Source organism: Selenomonas dianae, assembly GCF_030644225.1.
GTDB classification, from domain to species: Bacteria; Bacillota; Negativicutes; order Selenomonadales; family Selenomonadaceae; genus Centipeda; species Centipeda dianae.
On the sequence record NZ_CP128650.1, the window covers coordinates 279,365 to 297,288 of the forward strand.

At 58.1% G+C, this 17,924-nt stretch carries 18 protein-coding genes; 10 read left to right on the forward strand and 8 right to left on the reverse strand.

Annotation, left to right across the window (positions count from 1 at the left end):
* The first annotated feature begins 178 nt into the window (after positions 1-178).
* From QU667_RS01430 to QU667_RS01455, 6 genes are all read left to right on the forward strand, one after another.
* Positions 179-922 carry a metallophosphoesterase family protein gene (locus QU667_RS01430; protein WP_304987577.1) on the forward strand — a complete coding sequence of 248 codons (744 nt, stop codon included), beginning with the start codon at positions 179-181 and terminating at the stop codon, positions 920-922.
* 47 nt (positions 923-969) lie between these two features.
* The gene (locus QU667_RS01435) at positions 970-2,277 is read left to right on the forward strand and encodes a purple acid phosphatase family protein (RefSeq protein ID WP_304987578.1); all 1,308 of its coding nucleotides are present in this window, start codon (positions 970-972) and stop codon (positions 2,275-2,277) included.
* Positions 2,278-2,702: 425 nt separating this feature from the next.
* Positions 2,703-3,239: a biotin transporter BioY gene (locus tag QU667_RS01440; protein WP_304987579.1), complete on the forward strand. Its 537-nt coding sequence runs from the start codon at positions 2,703-2,705 to the stop codon at positions 3,237-3,239.
* Positions 3,240-3,447: 208 nt separating this feature from the next.
* A complete protein-coding gene (gene bioD / locus QU667_RS01445; RefSeq protein WP_304987580.1) occupies positions 3,448-4,128 on the forward strand; it encodes a dethiobiotin synthase in 681 nt (226 codons plus the stop codon).
* 21 nt (positions 4,129-4,149) lie between these two features.
* Positions 4,150-5,496, forward strand: a complete 1,347-nt coding sequence (gene bioA, locus QU667_RS01450; RefSeq protein ID WP_304987581.1) for an adenosylmethionine--8-amino-7-oxononanoate transaminase — start codon at positions 4,150-4,152, stop codon at positions 5,494-5,496.
* A 124-nt stretch (positions 5,497-5,620) separates the two neighbouring features.
* Positions 5,621-6,721: a hypothetical protein gene (locus tag QU667_RS01455; protein ID WP_304987582.1), complete on the forward strand. Its 1,101-nt coding sequence runs from the start codon at positions 5,621-5,623 to the stop codon at positions 6,719-6,721.
* Positions 6,722-6,777: 56 nt separating this feature from the next.
* Here the strand turns inward: QU667_RS01455 and QU667_RS01460 are convergent, their stop codons facing one another.
* From QU667_RS01460 to QU667_RS01475, 4 genes are all read right to left on the reverse strand, one after another.
* Positions 6,778-8,253, reverse strand: a complete 1,476-nt coding sequence (locus QU667_RS01460) for an MATE family efflux transporter (RefSeq protein WP_304987583.1) — start codon at positions 8,251-8,253, stop codon at positions 6,778-6,780.
* An 82-nt stretch (positions 8,254-8,335) separates the two neighbouring features.
* Positions 8,336-9,142, reverse strand: a complete 807-nt coding sequence (locus tag QU667_RS01465; protein ID WP_304987584.1) for a MetQ/NlpA family ABC transporter substrate-binding protein — start codon at positions 9,140-9,142, stop codon at positions 8,336-8,338.
* Positions 9,143-9,158: 16 nt separating this feature from the next.
* Positions 9,159-9,812 carry a methionine ABC transporter permease gene (locus QU667_RS01470; protein WP_304987585.1) on the reverse strand — a complete coding sequence of 218 codons (654 nt, stop codon included), beginning with the start codon at positions 9,810-9,812 and terminating at the stop codon, positions 9,159-9,161.
* Entirely contained in the window at positions 9,781-10,833 is a 1,053-nt protein-coding gene (locus tag QU667_RS01475) for a methionine ABC transporter ATP-binding protein (protein WP_304987586.1), read from the reverse strand. Before QU667_RS01475 ends, QU667_RS01470 begins: the two co-directional genes overlap by 32 nt.
* A gap of 295 nt (positions 10,834-11,128) precedes the next feature.
* Here QU667_RS01475 and QU667_RS01480 point away from each other — a divergent pair, with 295 nt between their 5' ends.
* The 3 genes from QU667_RS01480 to QU667_RS01490 all read left to right on the forward strand — a co-directional run bounded on the left by QU667_RS01480 (position 11,129) and on the right by QU667_RS01490 (position 13,219).
* Entirely contained in the window at positions 11,129-11,695 is a 567-nt protein-coding gene (locus QU667_RS01480) for a DUF3793 family protein (protein WP_304987587.1), read from the forward strand.
* Positions 11,696-11,735: 40 nt separating this feature from the next.
* Positions 11,736-12,170, forward strand: a complete 435-nt coding sequence (locus tag QU667_RS01485) for a flavodoxin (RefSeq protein WP_304987588.1) — start codon at positions 11,736-11,738, stop codon at positions 12,168-12,170.
* A 179-nt stretch (positions 12,171-12,349) separates the two neighbouring features.
* Positions 12,350-13,219: a hypothetical protein gene (locus QU667_RS01490; protein WP_304987589.1), complete on the forward strand. Its 870-nt coding sequence runs from the start codon at positions 12,350-12,352 to the stop codon at positions 13,217-13,219.
* Between the two features lie 77 nt (positions 13,220-13,296).
* Here QU667_RS01490 and QU667_RS01495 read toward each other — a convergent pair whose 3' ends face one another.
* From QU667_RS01495 to QU667_RS01510, 4 genes are all read right to left on the reverse strand, one after another.
* A complete protein-coding gene (locus tag QU667_RS01495; protein ID WP_304987590.1) occupies positions 13,297-14,550 on the reverse strand; it encodes a tetratricopeptide repeat protein in 1,254 nt (417 codons plus the stop codon).
* A 223-nt stretch (positions 14,551-14,773) separates the two neighbouring features.
* Positions 14,774-15,550 (reverse strand): class I SAM-dependent methyltransferase, encoded by a 777-nt coding sequence (locus QU667_RS01500; protein ID WP_304987591.1) that lies wholly within the window; start codon positions 15,548-15,550, stop codon positions 14,774-14,776.
* The gene (locus QU667_RS01505) at positions 15,547-16,125 is read right to left on the reverse strand and encodes an HD domain-containing protein (protein ID WP_304987592.1); all 579 of its coding nucleotides are present in this window, start codon (positions 16,123-16,125) and stop codon (positions 15,547-15,549) included. Before QU667_RS01505 ends, QU667_RS01500 begins: the two co-directional genes overlap by 4 nt.
* A 68-nt stretch (positions 16,126-16,193) precedes the next feature.
* Positions 16,194-16,781 carry a type III toxin-antitoxin system ToxN/AbiQ family toxin gene (locus tag QU667_RS01510; protein ID WP_304987593.1) on the reverse strand — a complete coding sequence of 196 codons (588 nt, stop codon included), beginning with the start codon at positions 16,779-16,781 and terminating at the stop codon, positions 16,194-16,196.
* 284 nt (positions 16,782-17,065) lie between these two features.
* Between QU667_RS01510 and pheA the strand changes: the two genes are divergently transcribed.
* Positions 17,066-17,923 (forward strand): prephenate dehydratase, encoded by an 858-nt coding sequence (gene pheA, locus QU667_RS01515; protein ID WP_304987594.1) that lies wholly within the window; start codon positions 17,066-17,068, stop codon positions 17,921-17,923.
* The last annotated feature ends 1 nt before the right edge of the window (position 17,924 follow it).

Here is a 17,924-nt window from a genome sequence, read left to right on the forward strand (position 1 = left end):
GTTTCCTCCTGTTCATGGAAATGAACATAACTCAACAGTCTTATCATATATCGTGCGGCGTGGAATGTCAATCACGGGGCGCACGGTGAACGACGTATACATCATAGAAAGAATTTATCTTTTATTATTTTCATTTCATAAATTTGGATGTATAATGGTATCCATAAAAGGGGGTGTGATGATGTTCCGTCGTATACTTGCCGTGGGCGATGTGCATGGTCATATGGATGCACTGCGCGCCCTATGGAAAAAGATCGAATTCGACGATAAACAGGATATGCTGGTTTTTCTCGGCGACTACATCGACCGCGGTCCTGCACCGGTGGAGGTGCTTCGCTTTGTACGGGCACAGGTGGAGCGTCATGCGAATGTGTATGCCCTCTGCGGCAACCATGAGGCGATGATGCTCGGCTACATCGACGCGTACGGGCTGGGCAGAACGCTGCGCGGGCATTTTGACATCTGGCTGATGAACGGCGGCAAGGTGACGAAAAAGCAGCTTGCCGCACTGCCGGCGGCAGAGTCGGAGGAACTTGTCTCCTTCGTGCGGGAGCGTCCGCTCTATCATCGCGTCCGGCATGACGGACAGCGCATCCTGTTCGTTCATGCGGGGGTGCATCCCACGCGAAAGGATCAGACCGCCGAGGATCTGCTGTGGATTCGTGAGCCGTTCCTCGACCACTATCGCGGCAGTGAACTGGTCGTCGTCGGGCATACGCCAACGCAGTTGATCGGTGGGCACGACATGGAACGGAATACGCCGCTCTTTTTGGAGAACAACATCATTGCGTGCGATACGGGGAGCTTTCTCCCCGGCGGGCGCATCAGCTGCGTGGATGTGGGGCGCTATCTCGACCTGCGCAGCGCGGGGCGGACGCCCACATCGGCGGAACTTGCCGCGTGTTATGTGCAGTCGGCGTGAATTTTTGAAGGAGATTCGGGGATTGGGGATACACAAGGGAAATATCTATGTCGAATGAAACGAAGTTGAGCCGCCGCAGATTTTTGAAGGCGGCTGCGGCACTGGGCGTGCTTGGGGCGGGTGGCGCGGCGCTCTGGCACATGGGGCTGAGCCGCCTCAAGGATTTTGGACTGCCGCGCACCGCGCAGGTGATCTATGCGGAGCGGCTGCGTCAGATCGTGGCGGAGGACAACGGGCGCGGGCGCACCATCATGTGGGATCTTGTTGTGCCGCTGGAGAATCAGGTGCTCGAACTGCGTCTGCCGCGCGAAGATCGGGCGCGGACGTACCCCGTGCGCGAGGCTTTTTTTACGGACGATGGTCTGACGCTCTATCAGTATGCTGCGGAGCCGGATCAGCTCACGCCCGGTACGCACTACCGTTACCGCATTGTGGCGGGGACGGCGGCGACAGACTGGCAGGATCTCTATGCGCCGCTGCCGGACGAGCCTTACAAGATGCTCATTTTCCCCGACGCGCAGTCGGCGAACTACGGGGACTGGCAGCAGCTCGCGCATCTCGCGTGGGCGCGCAATACGGACGCGCAGCTCTTTGCGTGCATGGGCGATCTCGTGGACAATGGTGAGGATCGCACGCAGTGGGCGGCATTTTTTCGCGGTGTCGAGGAGGTGATGCGCGTCATTCCGGGCGCACCCGTCATGGGCAACCATGAGACGTATAATCTGGAATGGAAAACGCGTCTGCCCGAGGCATATCTGAATTATTTCAAAACCCCGCCGAACGGGAGCAAGGAGTTCGAACGATACTACTATTCGTTTGACCACGGCGCGGTACACTACATCGTGCTCTGCACGCAGCAGAAGGAACTCGTGGGATTCAAGGACGGGTTGGTCGCTGAGCAGCTGTCATGGATCCGCCGCGATCTCAAGGCGCACAGAAAACGCTGGAACGTCGTCCTCATGCACAAGGATGTCCTGCAATACCGCATCCACGGACGCCCCGAGCGGGAGGAGGGGATCGACGAGGAGAACGGGCTCGTGTGGATGCCCGTATTCGACGAGCTTGCGATTGATGTCGTCTTTACGGCGCATCTGCACACCTATCGCAACCGCGGTCACATCTATCATTTTACAAAAACGCCGGACAAGAAAGGCCCGCTCTACATCCTCACGGGCGTTGCGGGCGATGTGCGCTATCCGAATCTCTGGATCGACCATGCCTTTGACGAGGCGACGCTGCCGCAGCCCGAGACGGACAACTATCTCACGATGGAGGTCGCGCATGACGCGCTTGAGATCGCTTGCTTCCTGCCCGACGGCACGGAGATGGATCGCGTGCGTGTGACGAAGCGATAGCGGGGGCAGCGCTGATAAATTCGCATTCCTATTGAAAAAATGTGCTCGTTGTTGTATAATACGCATAGAAAAAGGTGCTATCGTGTAAACGGTCAGCCCCTTGTAGAAGGAATGTAATCCGCCTATAGGTTGGCTGCTAGGGGCGGATTACTTTTTTATCAGTAACACTAGAACGATTAGCAGTAACAGAGTTATGTTTGTTTCGTTCATCGTCAATCACCTCATTTCGAGGCCGTGATTGACCGTCCACCGAATAGATAGCACCAGTTGCATTATAACACATTGGACAGTCTGTGTACTGTCTTTTTTTTGCGAAAATGTTTGTAAACCAGAACAAAATAAACTGGTTGACAGTGAAACACGAAACGTGTATGATAAAGCAAGTTTATTTTACGGATAAATATGCTTGGAGGTATCAGAAGATTATGAAGCTACGAGAAATGATCCTTTGCGGGCTCTTTATTGCGCTCGTTGCGGTCGGCGCGTTCGTCCGCATCCCGGTTGGAACGGACGTATATACGCTCCAGTTCCTCTTTACACTACTCGCGGGGCTGATGCTCGGGGCGCGGCTCGGTGCGCTCGCGATCGGGACGTATGTGCTGATGGGACTGGTCGGGATTCCCGTCTTTGCCTCGGGCGGCGGGCCCTCGTATGTGCTTCAGCCGACGTTCGGCTACCTCGTGGGCTTCATTGTGCAGGGTTGGGTGACGGGCGCGTTTGTTCGCACGGGCGCGCCGACGTTCCGTCGTGCACTGACGGCGTGCCTTTTAGGCATGGTGGTGGTCTATGTCTTTGGCATTTCGTATTTCTACTTCGCATCGAACTACATCATCGACGCGCCGATCGGGTTCTGGGTGGCGATCTGGTACTGCGGGGTCTTGCAGGTTCTGCCGGACTTCCTGCTCTGTGTCGCGGCGGCGTACATCGGCGTGCGGACACAGAAGGCGGGACTTTGGCTGTAATGGAAGCTGGCTGTGAGGTGTGATGCCTCCTAAGCGAACCATAGTGGAGCAAGCGGAAACGAGGGCACGTTCTGCCCCCCTGCGGATTTCTTTCGTTCAAGCGTAGCGCGTTTGAAATCCGCAGGTATTTCGGCAGATAAGTGCCTGACCGCTTGCGTAACTAAGTGTTCGCGTGGAGCATTACACCGCGCATGGAGGAGAGTACACGATGGGCAAGGCATTATTTATTACAGGCACGGGTACGGACATCGGCAAGACCTACGTCACGGGGCTGATTGTGAAAAAACTCGTGGATGCGGGGCTGCGTGCGGGCTACTACAAGGCGGCTCTCTCGGGGGCGGAGGTGGCTGCGGACGGCACGCTGCTGCCGGGAGATGCGCTCCATGTCGCACGCGTCGCGCATCTTGCGGCGGAGGATACAACGGTTTCCTATGTTTACCGCGACGCCGTATCCCCTCATCTCGCCGCGCAGATCGAGGATCGTCCGATGGATTTCGACAAGGTGGAGCGGGACTTTCGCGCGGCAAAGGAGCGGACGGAGTATCTGACCGTCGAGGGCAGCGGCGGCATCATCTGCCCCCTGCGCTGGGACAATGAGGAGCACGTTATTCTGGACGATCTCGCCCTGCGGCTCGGGCTCTCTGCGCTTGTCGTCGCGGACGCGGGGCTCGGCACGATCAACGCCGCCGTCCTCACAGCGGAGCATTTGAAGATGCGTGGCATTCCGCTGAGGGGATTCATCTTTAACAATTGGCAGGGCGGCGCGATGCAGGAGGACAATGTGCGGATGGTGGAGATCCTGACGGGAGCACGCGTGCTTGCCTGTGTAGAGCACGGTGCTGCAAAGCTGCCGATGGCGGCGGACGCACTTGCCGCATTGTATCAGTAACGGAGAAAGAAGGAGAGCATTATGCCGACGATTGAGGAGCGCGATCTGCGCCATATCTGGCATCCGTGCGCACAGATGAAGGACTATGAGGAACTGCCGCCCATGGTGATAGACCACGCAAAGGGCGCGTGGCTCTACGATGTGCACGGGCATTCCTATCTCGACATCGTGAGTTCGTGGTGGGCGAACCTCCTCGGGCACGCGAACGAGAAGATCAATGCGCGGATTGCGGCGCAGCTTGACCGCCTCGAACACGTCATCTTTGCGAATTTCTCCCACCGCCCCGCGATTGAACTCGCCGAGCGGCTTGCCGCGCTCGTGCCCGAGGGACTGACGAAGTTCCACTTCAACGACAACGGATCGTCGGCGGTCGAGGCGGCGCTCAAGATGGCGTTCCAATACTGTCAGCAGACGGGGCGCACGGAGAAAACCCGCTTTATGTGCCTTTCGGAGGGCTACCACGGCGAGACCATCGGCGCACTCTCGGTTGGGAGCATGGATCTCTTTGCCGAGATGTACAAACCCATGATGATGGACAACATTCACGTCGAGGCTCCCGACTGCTACCGCTGTCCGTACGGGAAACAGCGCGGGAACTGTGACTGTGCGTGCATTGAGCACGCGGAGCGTGCCTTTGCACAGCACGGGCACGAAACGGCAGCGATGATCGTCGAGCCGCTGCTCCAAGGGAGTGCGGGGATGCGCATCTACCCCGAGGAATACCTCAGAAAACTGCGTGCGCTCTGTGATACCTATGATGTGCTCCTTATCGCGGACGAGATCGCGACGGGCTTCGGGCGTACGGGACGGCTTTTTTCGTGTGAGCGTGCGGGCGTCTCGCCCGATCTCATGTGCCTCTCGAAGGGGTTGACGGGCGGCTATATGCCGATGTCCATTACCATCGTTAAGGAAAAGATCTACGAGGCGTTCTATGCCGACTGGAGCGAGGGCAAGGCGTTCATGCATAGTCATACCTATGCGGGCAATCCGCTCGGCTGTGCGGCCGCGCTTGCGGTGCTCGACATCCTCGACGAGGAAAATGTATTGGAGCAGGCGGAGCATACCGCCGCGTGGCTGACAGAGCGGATGACGGAGGCGTTCGGCGCACATCCAAACGTCGGCGAGATCCGTCACATCGGACTGATTCACGCCGTCGAGCTCGTCGAGGATCGCGCGGAGAAACGTTCCTTTGACAGTGCGCGCCGCCTCGGCTACGCCATCTATCGCCGTGCGCTGAAACATGGTCTGCTGCTGCGTCCGCTCGGCGACGTGCTCTACTTCAATCCGCCGCTCAACATCGGTATGCCCGATCTCGAAATCGCCATTGAGCGCATGAAGCTCTCGATGGACGAAGTGCTCGGGGCGTAAACGGCGACAAGGGAGACATCCGATGGGTGTCTCTTTTTTTGGTGAAAAGCTGTAGCGTATGGTGATTGAACGAAATGCCCTTCAATGTTATAATGACAGTGATTTTCATGAAGGGGGTGCGGCGATGCCGATGGATGAGTTTGCGTGGCGCGTGCGTCTGGCACGGCGGCGCAAGGCACATCAGCGCAAATTTATGCTGGCGGCGGCACTGATCGCACTGACGATGCTGGCAATTGCGTGGTACCTCGCCTACTACATTCAGCGTCCCGTCTATGCCTTGGAGCAGGCGGCACAGGCAGCTGCCGGGCACGATACGGAGCTTTTTCTGCGGCGCGTGGACATCGCCGCCGTCGCCGGTGCGGGCTATGACGATCTCACCTATGTCCTCTTTGCACGCGATACGAGCCTCAAGGCGGCGGAGCGCAGTGCTTCCGGCAAGTTCTATGAGAGCATCAAAGACAGCGTTGCGGATGGATTTGTACGTACGATTGAGAACGCTGTGCGGACGGGGCTGTGGGCGGAGCCGGACGGCACGGATGAGCTGAAGGGACGGCAGCTCGGCATCGACTTTGAGTATCTGATGGAGTGCAGTCATCTGCGGGATACGGAGCTTGTGTCCATTGATTCTGTCGTACGCGACGGGCGTGCGGCGTCGGCGACTGTCACCGTGCGCGACGGCGGCACGGGGCTTGCGTTCCCCCTGCAGCTGCGCATGGAGAAGGGCGATACGGGATGGCGGATCGTGCGCATCGTGAACTACCGTGCCTATCTTGAGGCGGTTCAGACGGCATCCGCCGCAGATACCGCGCGGTACATCGAGGCGACACGTCCGATTGTGGATCGCTACAACGGTGTGTTCCGCACGGCGCAGCGCGAGTTCCGCAGTCTGACGGAAACGGCATGGAGCACCTATACGACGGAGCGGCGCAAAGCTCTCATAAATCTTTTGCAGGAGAATATGATCCCTGTGCTGAAAAAATACCAACGCGAGCTGGATGCCGTGGAGATCCCGCGCGGTGCGCAGTATCTCGCCGCACAGCGGAAGGCGGCGACGGAGGCCTCCATCGCCTCGTACGAGAGCTTTGTGAAGGGGCTTGACAAGGGGATGCCCGAGGACTTTGCCCGTGCCGAAACCCTCCACAAGAAGGCACTGACGTACGACCTGCGCGTCGGCGACATGATCCGGCGCAGCGCGGTGAGCGAGGAGACCCCCGCGACCCCGTGAGAAGTATATAGAAAAAGGTCTTACCATACGCGACTGTGCGTGTGATAAGACCTTTTCTATATGGAAATTTGTACGGATGTGCGCCGCAGCGCCCTACGGCATCCCATCCACAGCAGCCCCGCCATGACAAAGAAGCTGGCACTGTAGGCACTGTAGACGATGTGCATGGAGTGGATGCCGACGATGTCCCACGCAAAGCACCACGCGACGCGGAAGATGCAATAGGCGGCGAGGGCGGTCAGCATGGGATAGAGTGTGTCGCCGAGGCCGCGCAGCGCACCGATGTAGATTTGATTGATGCCGTAGAGGAAGTAGAAGGGGAATGTGTAGTACACAGCGTCAAGCGCATTTGCCACAACGGCGGGATCGTCGGTAAAGAGGGCGATGAGCGCGGGGGCGGCAAGCCCTGCGGCGAGCGCCATGCCCATTGCCCCGCCCGCCGCAATCCGGAGACTCATGCGCAGCCCCTCCCGTACGCGTGCGAGATCGTGCGCACCGACATTCTGTCCGATGAAGCTCGTGAGCGCGATGCCGAACGCAAAGAGGGGGTAGTAGAGGAAACCCTCGATGCGTGCGTAGACGGTCATGCCCGCCATCGCCGCATAGCCGAACGAGTTGATGTAGGTCTGGATGACGAGGGAGGAGATGCTCATAAAGACCGCCTGAAGTCCTGCGGGAATGCTCGTACCGAGGATGGGCAGGAGATGGCGCGGGGTGAAAAAGGGGCGGGTAAGGCGCAGTTGCCACGCGCCGCGCAGACAAAGGAGCTTGTGCAGGGCGAGGAGCGCGGAGACATACTGCGCCGCGACAGTCGCCATCGCCGCACCCGCGATCCCGCACGGGATAACGATGAGGAGGAGCACATCAAGGGCGATGTTGAGCACGACGGCGACGGCGAGGTAGTGGAGCGCACTCGTCGTATTGCCGAGGGCGCGCAGAATTGCCGCCGCTGTGTTGTAGAGGAGCTGTGCGAGCATCCCGCCGAGCGCGATGCGCAGATAGAGACCCGCCTGCGGGATGAGATCGGCGGGCGTGGAGAGTGCCGTGAGCAGCGGTTCGGTCAGCAGGATGCCTGCCGCCGTGAAGAGCACGGCAAAGGTGATGACTGTGACGAAGATGCTCTGTACGAGCGCACTCAGACGGTCATACTGCTTTTCCCCGTAGAGATGCGAAACGAGGACACTGAGCCCCGCCGAGAATCCGATGAAGAAATTGACCATGACGGAGAGGACAAGGCTCGACGTGCCGACAGCGGCGAGCGCCTCCGCGCCGAGCACCTGCCCGACGAGGGCGGTGTCAGCGATGGTGTAGAACTGTTGGAGCAGCTGCGAGAGCAGAATCGGCAGCATGAAGATAAGCAGCTGGCGCACAATCGCGCCGCGTGTAAAGTCCTGCTGATCCGCACTGTGAAAGAGCAGAACGTGCAGATGATGCAAATTGTGATGGAGAAAGTCGTACGTGAGCGGATTGCGTATACCGTAGATGCGCTCGTGCCGTTTGAGGGCGTGGAGCTTGCTGAGCATTTCTTTCATAATGAGATATTTTATCACATAGGAGGGGATATGCAAACAAAAAACAGGAGAACCGTGCGGTTCTCCTGTGCGCTGTTGCAGATCAGAATGCGGGGATGATTGCGCCCTTGTACTTCTCATTGATGAAGTTCTTGACCGCCTCGGAGTGGAGCGCCTTGATGAGCGCTTGGATCTCGGGGCGGCTCTCATCGCCCTGACGGACGACGAGGATGTTGACGTACGGGGAGGTCTTGTCCTCCATAAAGAGCGCGTCACGTGTCGGGACAAGATCCGCCTGCATTGCCCAGTTCGTGTTGATGACGGAGATGTCCACATCGTCGAGCGTGCGCGGCAGCTGCGGCGCCTCGATCTCCTTGAACTGGAGCTTTTTCGGATTGTCCGTGACATCCTGCACGGTCGCGGCCGCACCGACACCGTCCTTCAGCTTTAGAAGTCCTGCACGCTCAAGGAGGAGCAGGGCGCGTCCGCCGTTCGTCGGATCGCTCGGGATGGAGACCTGTGCGCCGTCCTTGATCTCATTGATGTTCTTGATCTTGTGCGAGTAGATGCCCATCGGCTCGACGTGGACACCGAGGACGTTCGCGAGTTTCAGCTCGGGATGCTCGGTGACAAAGTTCTTGAGGTACGGCTCGTGCTGAAAGAAGTTCGCGTCGATCTCCTTGTCGTTCGTCGCGAGGTTCGGCTGTACATAGTCGTTGAACTCGACGATTTCGAGTTTGATGCCTTCCTTTGCGAGTTCGGGTTTTACAACCTCAAGGATCTCGGCGTGCGGCACGGGAGATGCGCCGACTTTGATAACCTTTTCTGTCTTGCCGCTGTCCGCGCCGCCACCACAGCCGACGAGAGCAAGGGTGGCGAGGGCAAGTACGAGGGTGAGTAGTTTCTTCATAAAGACCTCCTTAAAATTATCTCTTGTTCAGTCGCGCGGCGAGAGCATTGCCCGCAAACTGCACGAGTTGGACGAGAATGATGAGGATGACGACAGTTGCGATCATGATGTCGGGGCGGAATCTCTGGTAGCCGTAGCGGATGGCGAGGTCGCCCAGACCGCCGCCGCCGATGGCTCCCGCCATTGCCGACTCGCCGACGAGGGCGATGATAACGGTCGTGAGCTGGCTCACGATGCCGGGCATGGACTCAGGGAGCAGCACGCGCGTGATGATCTGCATCGGTGTCGCGCCCATCGCGAGCGCCGCCTCAATGAGACCGTGCGGCACCTCGCGCAGTGAGGTCTCCACCTGCCGTCCGATGAAGGGGACGGAGGCAATGACGAGCGGTACCATCGCCGCCGTTGTTCCGATGGCAGAGCCGACGATGAGACGCGTCAGCGGAATGATCGCCACCATCAGGATGATAAACGGGATGGAGCGCACGGCGTTGACAATGCCGCCAACGAGGCGGTTCACCATCGGTGTGTCGAGAATCCCGCCCCGCGCCGTGACGTGCAGGAGCACGCCGAGCGGCACGCCGAGGACGGTCGAGATCGCCATGCTGACGATCACCATGTAGAGTGTTTCGCCCAGCGCCTTAGTTAAGAGGGGCATCATTTCGGCGGACATAGCCGATCACCTCCTGTTTCAAATGCTGTGCGGACAGATACGAGATCGCCGCCTCAATGTCCCTGCGCTCCCCGCGTATGCCGATGATCATGCGTCCGAACGGCAGCTCCTTGATCTGGTCGAGTGTCCCGTAGAGCATCGTGACCTCGATATCGGGGAAGAGGCGGATCATATCTGCGAGTACGGGGTCGTCCGCATTCTCCCCGAGGAAGGTGAGGCGCAGCAGCATATAGCTGTCCGGGCTCGGCGTTTCTTCGATGGGATTCCCACGGAACGCCGTCGGCAGCTCGTTCGAGAGAAGAACGCTGATGAACTCCTTTGTAATCTTCTCGCGCGGCGCGGTGAACACATCCACCACGTCGCCCTCCTCGGCGATGACACCGCCGTCGATCACGGCGACGCGATCGCAGATGTCCTTGATGACCTGCATCTCGTGCGTGATGACGACGACCGTCAGCCCCATACGGCGGTTGATGTCGCGGATGAGTGCGAGGATGGATTTCGTCGTCTGCGGATCGAGCGCCGAGGTCGCCTCATCGCACAGCAACACCTTTGGATCGTTCGCGAGCGCACGTGCGATGCCGACGCGCTGCTTCTGTCCGCCCGAGAGCTGGCTCGGATACGCATCCGCCTTGTCTGCAAGCCCCACGAGTGCAAGCAGCTCCGTGACCTTTGGCCGGATTTCGTCTGCGGATTTGCCCGCGAGCTTCAGCGGGAATGCGACATTGTCGTAGACTGTTGCGGAGGACAGCAGGTTGAAATGCTGGAAGATCATGCCGATCCGGCGGCGTTCCTCGCGCAGCTCGCTCTCGCTCATCTTCATGAGGTCACGTCCGCCCACAAGCACCTCTCCGCTCGTCGGACGTTCGAGCATATTGATGCAGCGGATGAGCGTCGATTTGCCCGCGCCCGACAGCCCGATGATGCCGTAGATCGTGCCGCGTCCGATATGGAGGTCGATGCCGCGCAGCGCGTGGATGTCCCCCTCATATGTTTTGGTAATATTTTTCAGATGTATCATATGATTGTTTTCCTTTGGCTGAGATTCCGATTAAACGTAGCACACACACGGCTTTTTGTCAACATTCCCAACCACGGTGCGCGATAAATGGTATTAGATTCTCTCTATGAATAAATAAAAAAGATTCTGTTGTCAGTGAGGGCAATCTCGGCTATAATAGGAGCAGACCATTGCAGAACAGTTTCCTCTGTGAGAAAAGATATTGCTAATGAGAATCGTTTGCGCTATAATAGTGTATCGGTCGATTCTTCGGAGGCATATGTACGGCACTCCGGCACAGAGGGGGGATACTACGATGCGTTGTCCAGATTTTGAGCATCTGCTCGGTTATCACGCTGCACCCCTGCTGGCGGGTCTGACGGCAGGAAGTCTGCTGTCCTTTCAAAAGAGCCGCTTTCAGGATTTTGACGCACTGCTCGCGTCCTATGAGCCATGTTTTTCCTGCAAGGGGATCTCGACGTTCCGCGTCGCCGAGGGCGAGGAGTACGTCCTCATCCTGTTTTATCGCGCGGAGCTTGTATCACGCGCACTTGCCGCACCGCAGGCGCAGGACATCCTGTGCGGGGCGGGCTACCGTCTGACGGACAGCATGGAGGAGCGGCTTGAGTTTCTGCGCCTCCGTATGCGTGTCCGCAAGACGCTCCCGCCGGAGGTCGGACTTTTCCTCGGCTATCCGCCGGAGGATGTGCGGGCGTTCATCGAACGGCGCGGGCAGGACTTCGTCTACAGCGGATACTGGAAGGTCTACACGAACGAGGCTGAGGCGCGTGCGCTCTTTGAGCGGTACTCGGTCTGTACGCAGGAGTTCTGTACGCGGCTTGAGGCGGGACGTCCCCTTGCCGAGTTGGTACAGGCAGTATAGAGAGCGCAGAGCGCTCAAGATTCTATGAGGAGGATTTCACATGGCAAAGGTAGCAGTTGTGTACTGGTCCGGCACGGGCAACACGCAGAAGATGGCAGAGGCCGTCGTCGAGGGCGTACAGGGTGCGGGCGCTGATGTTGAGTGCTTTGAGGTAGACAGCTTCTCCGTCGATCAGATCGACGGTTATGACGGTCTCGCGCTCGGTTGCCCCTCGATGGGTGCGGAGGAGCTTGAGGAGGGCTCGTACGAGCCGTTCTTTGCTGGGGCGGTTGAGAGCGGCAAGCTTTCCGGCAAGCCGGTTGTGCTCTTCGGCTCGTGGGGCTGGGGTGCAGGTGCGTGGATGGAGACTTGGTCCGAGCGCACGAAGGAAGCCGGTGCGAATCTCGTCGATACGTTCATCGTTGAGAACGAGCCGGACGATGAGGGGATCGAGGGCAGCAAGAACCTCGGTGCAGCACTCGTCGGCGCGTGCTGATCGGATACAGCGCAGCTTGATTTGACAGAAAAGAGTCGCTTCGCGCGGGGCGGCTCTTTTTCTATGAGCATTGATATTTGTTGGCAGGATTTTTTGACCTGTATGGAGAATCCATAAAAGATATGTGTTTTGCATAATTTCGCTTTGTGCGATTGCGGATCAGGAAGGGCGGATGATCTATGGAGACTGAGGCAGCGGCGGCCGCCGTGCAGACGGCGGGGTTCATACACCCTGTCATGGCAGATGTGATGACGATATTGTCGTTTGTCCTTGTTATGGCGAGCGTCGGTATTGCCGCCATTGCAACGCATTATGCGTGGCGGCAGACGGGCGGTACGGTCGATGTGATCGAGGGACACGTTTCATGGCTGCGCACGGAGGCGGAGCGTCTGGCGGCAGAGATCCAGGCATCTGTAACGAAGGATTCTCAGACGGCGGAGGAGCTTGCAAAGCTCAAGGAGCAGGTCAGTCTGCTGGAGATCCGCATCCTGCAGGTCGAGGAGCAGGCAAAGCAGTTTGCCGTGGACATCGAGGCACTCAAGGAGCGTCCTGCCGCAGCACCGGAACCCGAGCCCGAGCCGGAGGAGGAGATCGACCTCGATGCCCTGCTTGAGAGTAAACCCATCTGGCAGGATCTCCTTGACGACTATCACGCACTGCGCGAAACTTTTTCGCCCGAGCGCGGCGTAGAACTGTGCGCCCCCTTTATCGCCAAGTACGGGCTGCACCTCCTCATTTGCTCGGATCATACCGCCGTCGAGAACGGCAAGGCAATGCCGAAGTTCGAGACCGTCGAGGATCTGAACGATGCCACGTTCTGGGCGTACGACATCCCGGGACAGCCGAACGACTTCGCCGTTCTCCCGAGCCCCATGTTCCCGTACGATCAGAAGATGCACGAGGAAGCGGGGATGAAGGAAACCTTCGCCGCACGCTACGAGACGGGCAAGAGCTACGACCGCCTTACCGTCGAGATGCCTGCGCTCTTCTCTCTGAAGGGCAGCCAGTGGAACATCGAGCAGCCGGGGCTTCTGAAGCTTGAGGAGTGAGTGCTGTTGTGCAATGGAAAGAGCCGCACCGAGGCGTGATCTCGGTGCGGCTCTTTTGCGTGTGATGCGAACTGTTGTCATTCTTTGAGGCATGCCTGTAAAAGAATCTGATTGATGAGGATGTCGATGTTTGCGGGGGCAATGGCAGCACCGTTCGTTAGGGCTTTCCATGCGCCCGCGTAGTCCTTCGTGCGGATGAGGGCGACGGCGAGGGCGCTGTAGCTGTCCGCGTTCTGTGGGGCGCGGCGGACGGCGTCGCGCAGCGGAGTAACCGCCTTCGCGGGGCTGTTCTCAGCGAGGAGGGTGAGCCCGTAGTTGTGGAGGGCGGCGGCATCGTCGGGGGTGACCTTCAGATACACTTCGTAGGCGCGGCGGGCTTCCTTGACGTTTCCTGCGCCCGTATGGGCGAGTGCAATGCCGAGGTATGGCTCGGTGCGTTTCGTATTGCGCTTCCGTGCGGCGGTGAAGTCGGCAAGTGCCTCGGTGTATGCATTGCGATGGAGGTAGACGAGCCCGCGATAGATGTAGTTGTCGGCATCGCCCGCCTGCATGATGTGTGCGTTCGCGGCGCGCAGAGATGCATCGGAGCCGTCGGGCTGACGTGCGCGGTCGCGGATGATGATGATCTCCTGCCCGTAGTTCTTGCCGGGGACTGCCCAGACACCATTGAGCTGTGTCCAGTGTGTGAGCTGTCCGTAGATGTCGGGGCGGTTCGTGCGGATGAGGTCGTAGCGCGGGTCGGCGATGGGGCTGCGCGGCGGCTCTTTGCGGCTGTAGGCAAGGAGGTGCTGGATGTGGGCGCGTGCGCCTGTGCGGAGGTCGGGGAAGGAGAGCCCCTTTACACCGTTTCCGGTCGCGCCAAGCCCGCAGAAATTATTTTGTTTCCAGTCGACATCGCCACCGTACGCAAAGAAGCCCGTTTCCTTGAACGCCTGTGCGAGTGCGAGATCGGCACGCACACCCTCGTGCTCTGCCTCCTCGTAGTAGGCATGGACGAGTTCCTCGGGCGTACCCGTGAGCTTCGGCTTCGGGTTGCGGCGCAGGAGGTAGGCGAGCATCTGCTCCTCGGTCGCCGCCGCCTCGCCCATGATGGTGATTTCCGTCGGCTCTGCGGTGGGCATTGGGAGGATGTCGAGGTTTGCCGCCGGTACGGCGAAGTGCAGCCCTGCGGCAAGTTTTGCATCCACGGTCATCCCCTGCGGAATCGTGGCGGGAAATGCGGGACGTGGGATGCTCGGCGCGGGTTCGGTCTGTGCCGCATACGCAGGGGCGGCACAGAGGAGTGCGGCAGCGGCGAGGGCTGCGGAGAGGTTTTTGCGGAACACAGGCATTTTCCTTTCGGTGAAAGATGTTCATCTGTGCAGTGCAAGCTCCACGCGAACACCTCGTTACGCAAGTGATCGTGCGCTTGTACGCTTAAATACCGTCGGACTTCTTAAACGCGCTTCGCTTGAACGAAAGAAATCCGACGGGGCGTACCACGCACTTTACTTACTTGCTCCACTAGGGTTCGCTTAGGGGCTTTGCACGATACGAATCATACATTGCGGAACATCACTTCGCCCCGTAGAGCATACCGATGCCGCGCATCATGAAGCGGACAGGCGCGGGCATGGGGATGTTTCGCTCGGTGTTCGGGAGATAGGAGATGTCGGCGATGCCCTTCTCCCGCAGGTAGGCGACGAATTCGTCCATGTCGCCGTACATATCCTTGTTTCCAAACGTATCGTGCAGAGCGAACGCGCCGCCCTTTTTCAGTACGCGCAGAGCCTCCTCCACGAGCATGAATTTATCCTTTTGCGTACGTACTTCGTGAAAGACGAAGTTGCTCACAACAGCGTCGAAATGATTGTCGGGGAAGTCGAGTTTTGCTGCGTCGCCGTGCCGAAATGTGCAGCGATCAGCAACGCCCTCGGCGGCGGCGTTTGCCTCGCACTGCGCCTGTCCGTAGTTCCACATCGGCGGCCAGTAGTCGATGCCATGGATCTCGGCGAGCGGGAAGTGTTTCGCCGCCGCAATGCTCAGGGCGCCCGAGCCGCAGCCGACTTCGAGGATGTTTCCGATACCGTCCCACGGCAGTCGGTCGAGCAAATAGCTGTGGATGCGGCGCATGAGTCCGCCGCCCTCGAAGTCGAAGACGCGACGGCAGTAGTACATATAGAGAACGACGACGGTCGCGACGAAGGAGAGAATGGCGAGGATGAAGAAGGGGGCAGTCACGCGGTCATATATGAGCGCATAGAGCGTGGTGAGCACGTAGAGCCCCCCCGCAATCCATACGAGGGTTTTCATCATCGGCGTGGAAATCCAGTTGCCGTAGTTCGTTTTCATAGTTCCGTCTCCTTCTTCAGCCCTGTAATCACTTCGTCGACCTCGCGGTTGACCTCTGCACGCAACTCTTTGAGTACGGGGGAGAATGCTGCTTCCTTCACGCCGTAGGTGCGCTGCAGATCGTATTCGAGCGGCAGCCATGTGTTGGGGTCGCCCTCGTTGTGCGTGATGACCGCCTCCATGCGGTCGAGTGCCTTGACGATTTTCGCTTCCTCGGTTTCCATTGCGTCCATTTCAGCGAAAAGGGAGCGTACCTCTGCGGCGTAGGGGGCGGGCAGTGAGGCAATCCATGCATCGCGGCGTTCATGCTCATGTGCGCGGTCGGCATCGGTCTTTTTAAATGTCGGTATATCGCCCGTAAAGACCTCGCCCATATCGTGCAGGAGCGCCATGAGGAGGACGCGCGTGAGGTCGGCATTGGGAAACTGGTCGCGCAGAAAGTACGCCATCAGCGCCATCCGCCAGCTGTGCTCGGCGACACTCTCCTGCCGGCCCGACTTCATCCACGCGTGGCGCGTGCGCTCCTTGAGCCCCGCGACGCAGTGAACGATGGCGAGATAGTCCTTTGGCGACATAGCTGCTCCCTTCGTATGGTTGAGAAATCGTTTCTATTATAACATAGGGGGGAAATAAAAAAACCCCGTCATGTAGACGAGGGGATAATGCTATGAAGTTTCTGCCATTCCCGCATGGCAGATTCCAACTGTGAAAAAGTGCAATGTCTTTTTTGAACAACACCGGTCTTCTTTTGCTTTTGATATAATTTTTGCGCCTTGGCAAGAATCTTTTCCTTTATATCCAGACAAAACCGATATTCTTTGCGAAATAAATCGTAGTATCGACGATCTTGCAAGTCTTCAAATTCGATTCGTTCAAAACATCCCGATGGAACGGGAATCATCTTTTTTATGTCTAAAACTGCCAATATGTGTATTTTCTCGTTAGAGGTTGATGCTTTGTAAATCTGATTCGGAAAATTTGTGTTGGAATCTACCATCTCATAGACTAAAAAGTGTTCATCAGTAACATTCTTCCAGCCTATATGCTTCGTTTTTGCAGAGGAAAGTGGAATAAAATAAGAATACTCCTCTAAACCGATGATAACACCGACGAACGGTTTCATGCTATTGTGATAGGAAGCGTTGTAATACACTTCGGAATCCGCATTATGCAGATGTTGAAGATAGTCAGGTGCGATGGAGTAAAATCCAAAATTCGTTATGTGAAGCATAAAACCTCCAAATGAAAACAGAGGGAATCATCCCTCTGTAAGCTTAAAGTTTCACCTTTGGATTCAGGTAGTGAGACACCTACTTTAATGTTCCACCTTTAGCGGTAGCGGGACACCATCTCTTTACCCGTAGTATACTAAATTAGCAAAGCTGTGTCAAGGGGAAATGTATTCATACGACAGGTGTAGAACAAGTGAAATGCATCTGAAATGAAAGTGTTTCCCATTACCCTTGTCAACACGCCGCGCATATAGTATAGTAGATTCCTATAGGAGGAATGTGTGTGAGACAGAAAATGGGCGTGCTCGGTCCTGTGGGGACGCACAGCGAGGCGGCGGCACGCTATCTCATGGCGTGGCAGAGCATGGATCGTGAGATCGTCTGCTTCGGCGACATCGGAGAGTGCCTGCACGCGGTGGAAACGGGGGCAGTGGATTCCGCATTTGTGCCCGTGGAGAACTCTCTTGAGGGTGCGATCGCTGTCACGCTCGATGCGCTTGCACGCTCGGATACGCTGCGCGTGCGGCGCGAGGTGATCTGGCCCGTGCACAACTATCTGATGGCGCGGCGCAGCGATGGGGAGATCCGCGTGGTTTACTCGCACGCGCAGCCCATCGCACAGTGCCGCGACTTCCTCCTGCAACACTATCCGCAGGCGGAACTCATCAAGACGGCGAGCACGGCGCGCGCGGCGGAGATCGTCGGCGCGTCTCCGGTGGAGGCCGGAGCGGCGGCAATCTGTACGCGTCGTGCAGGTGTGCTCAACGGTTTGGTCGAAATCGCGGGCAGGATCGAGGATCGCGGCTCGAACTGCACACGTTTCTTCGAGGTCGTGCGAGATGGGGCTGCCATGTCGCACGTAGAGGCTGCGGATACCGTTCTCCTCGTCTGTCAGATTGACGGTACGCGTCCGGGCGCACTCTACGATGTGCTCGGCGAATTTGCGCATCGCGTGGTGAACCTCACGCGCATTGAGTCACGTCCCGCGCGGACGGAACTTGGCGCGTATCTGTTTTTTTTCGATCTCGATGCGCACAGCGCTGCGGATGCCGTGCGTGCGTCCATCAATGCCGTCGCGGAGAAGAGCGTGTGGCTGAAGGTGCTCGGTGTTTTCTCCGTACATACGGCGCACAATGAATAGT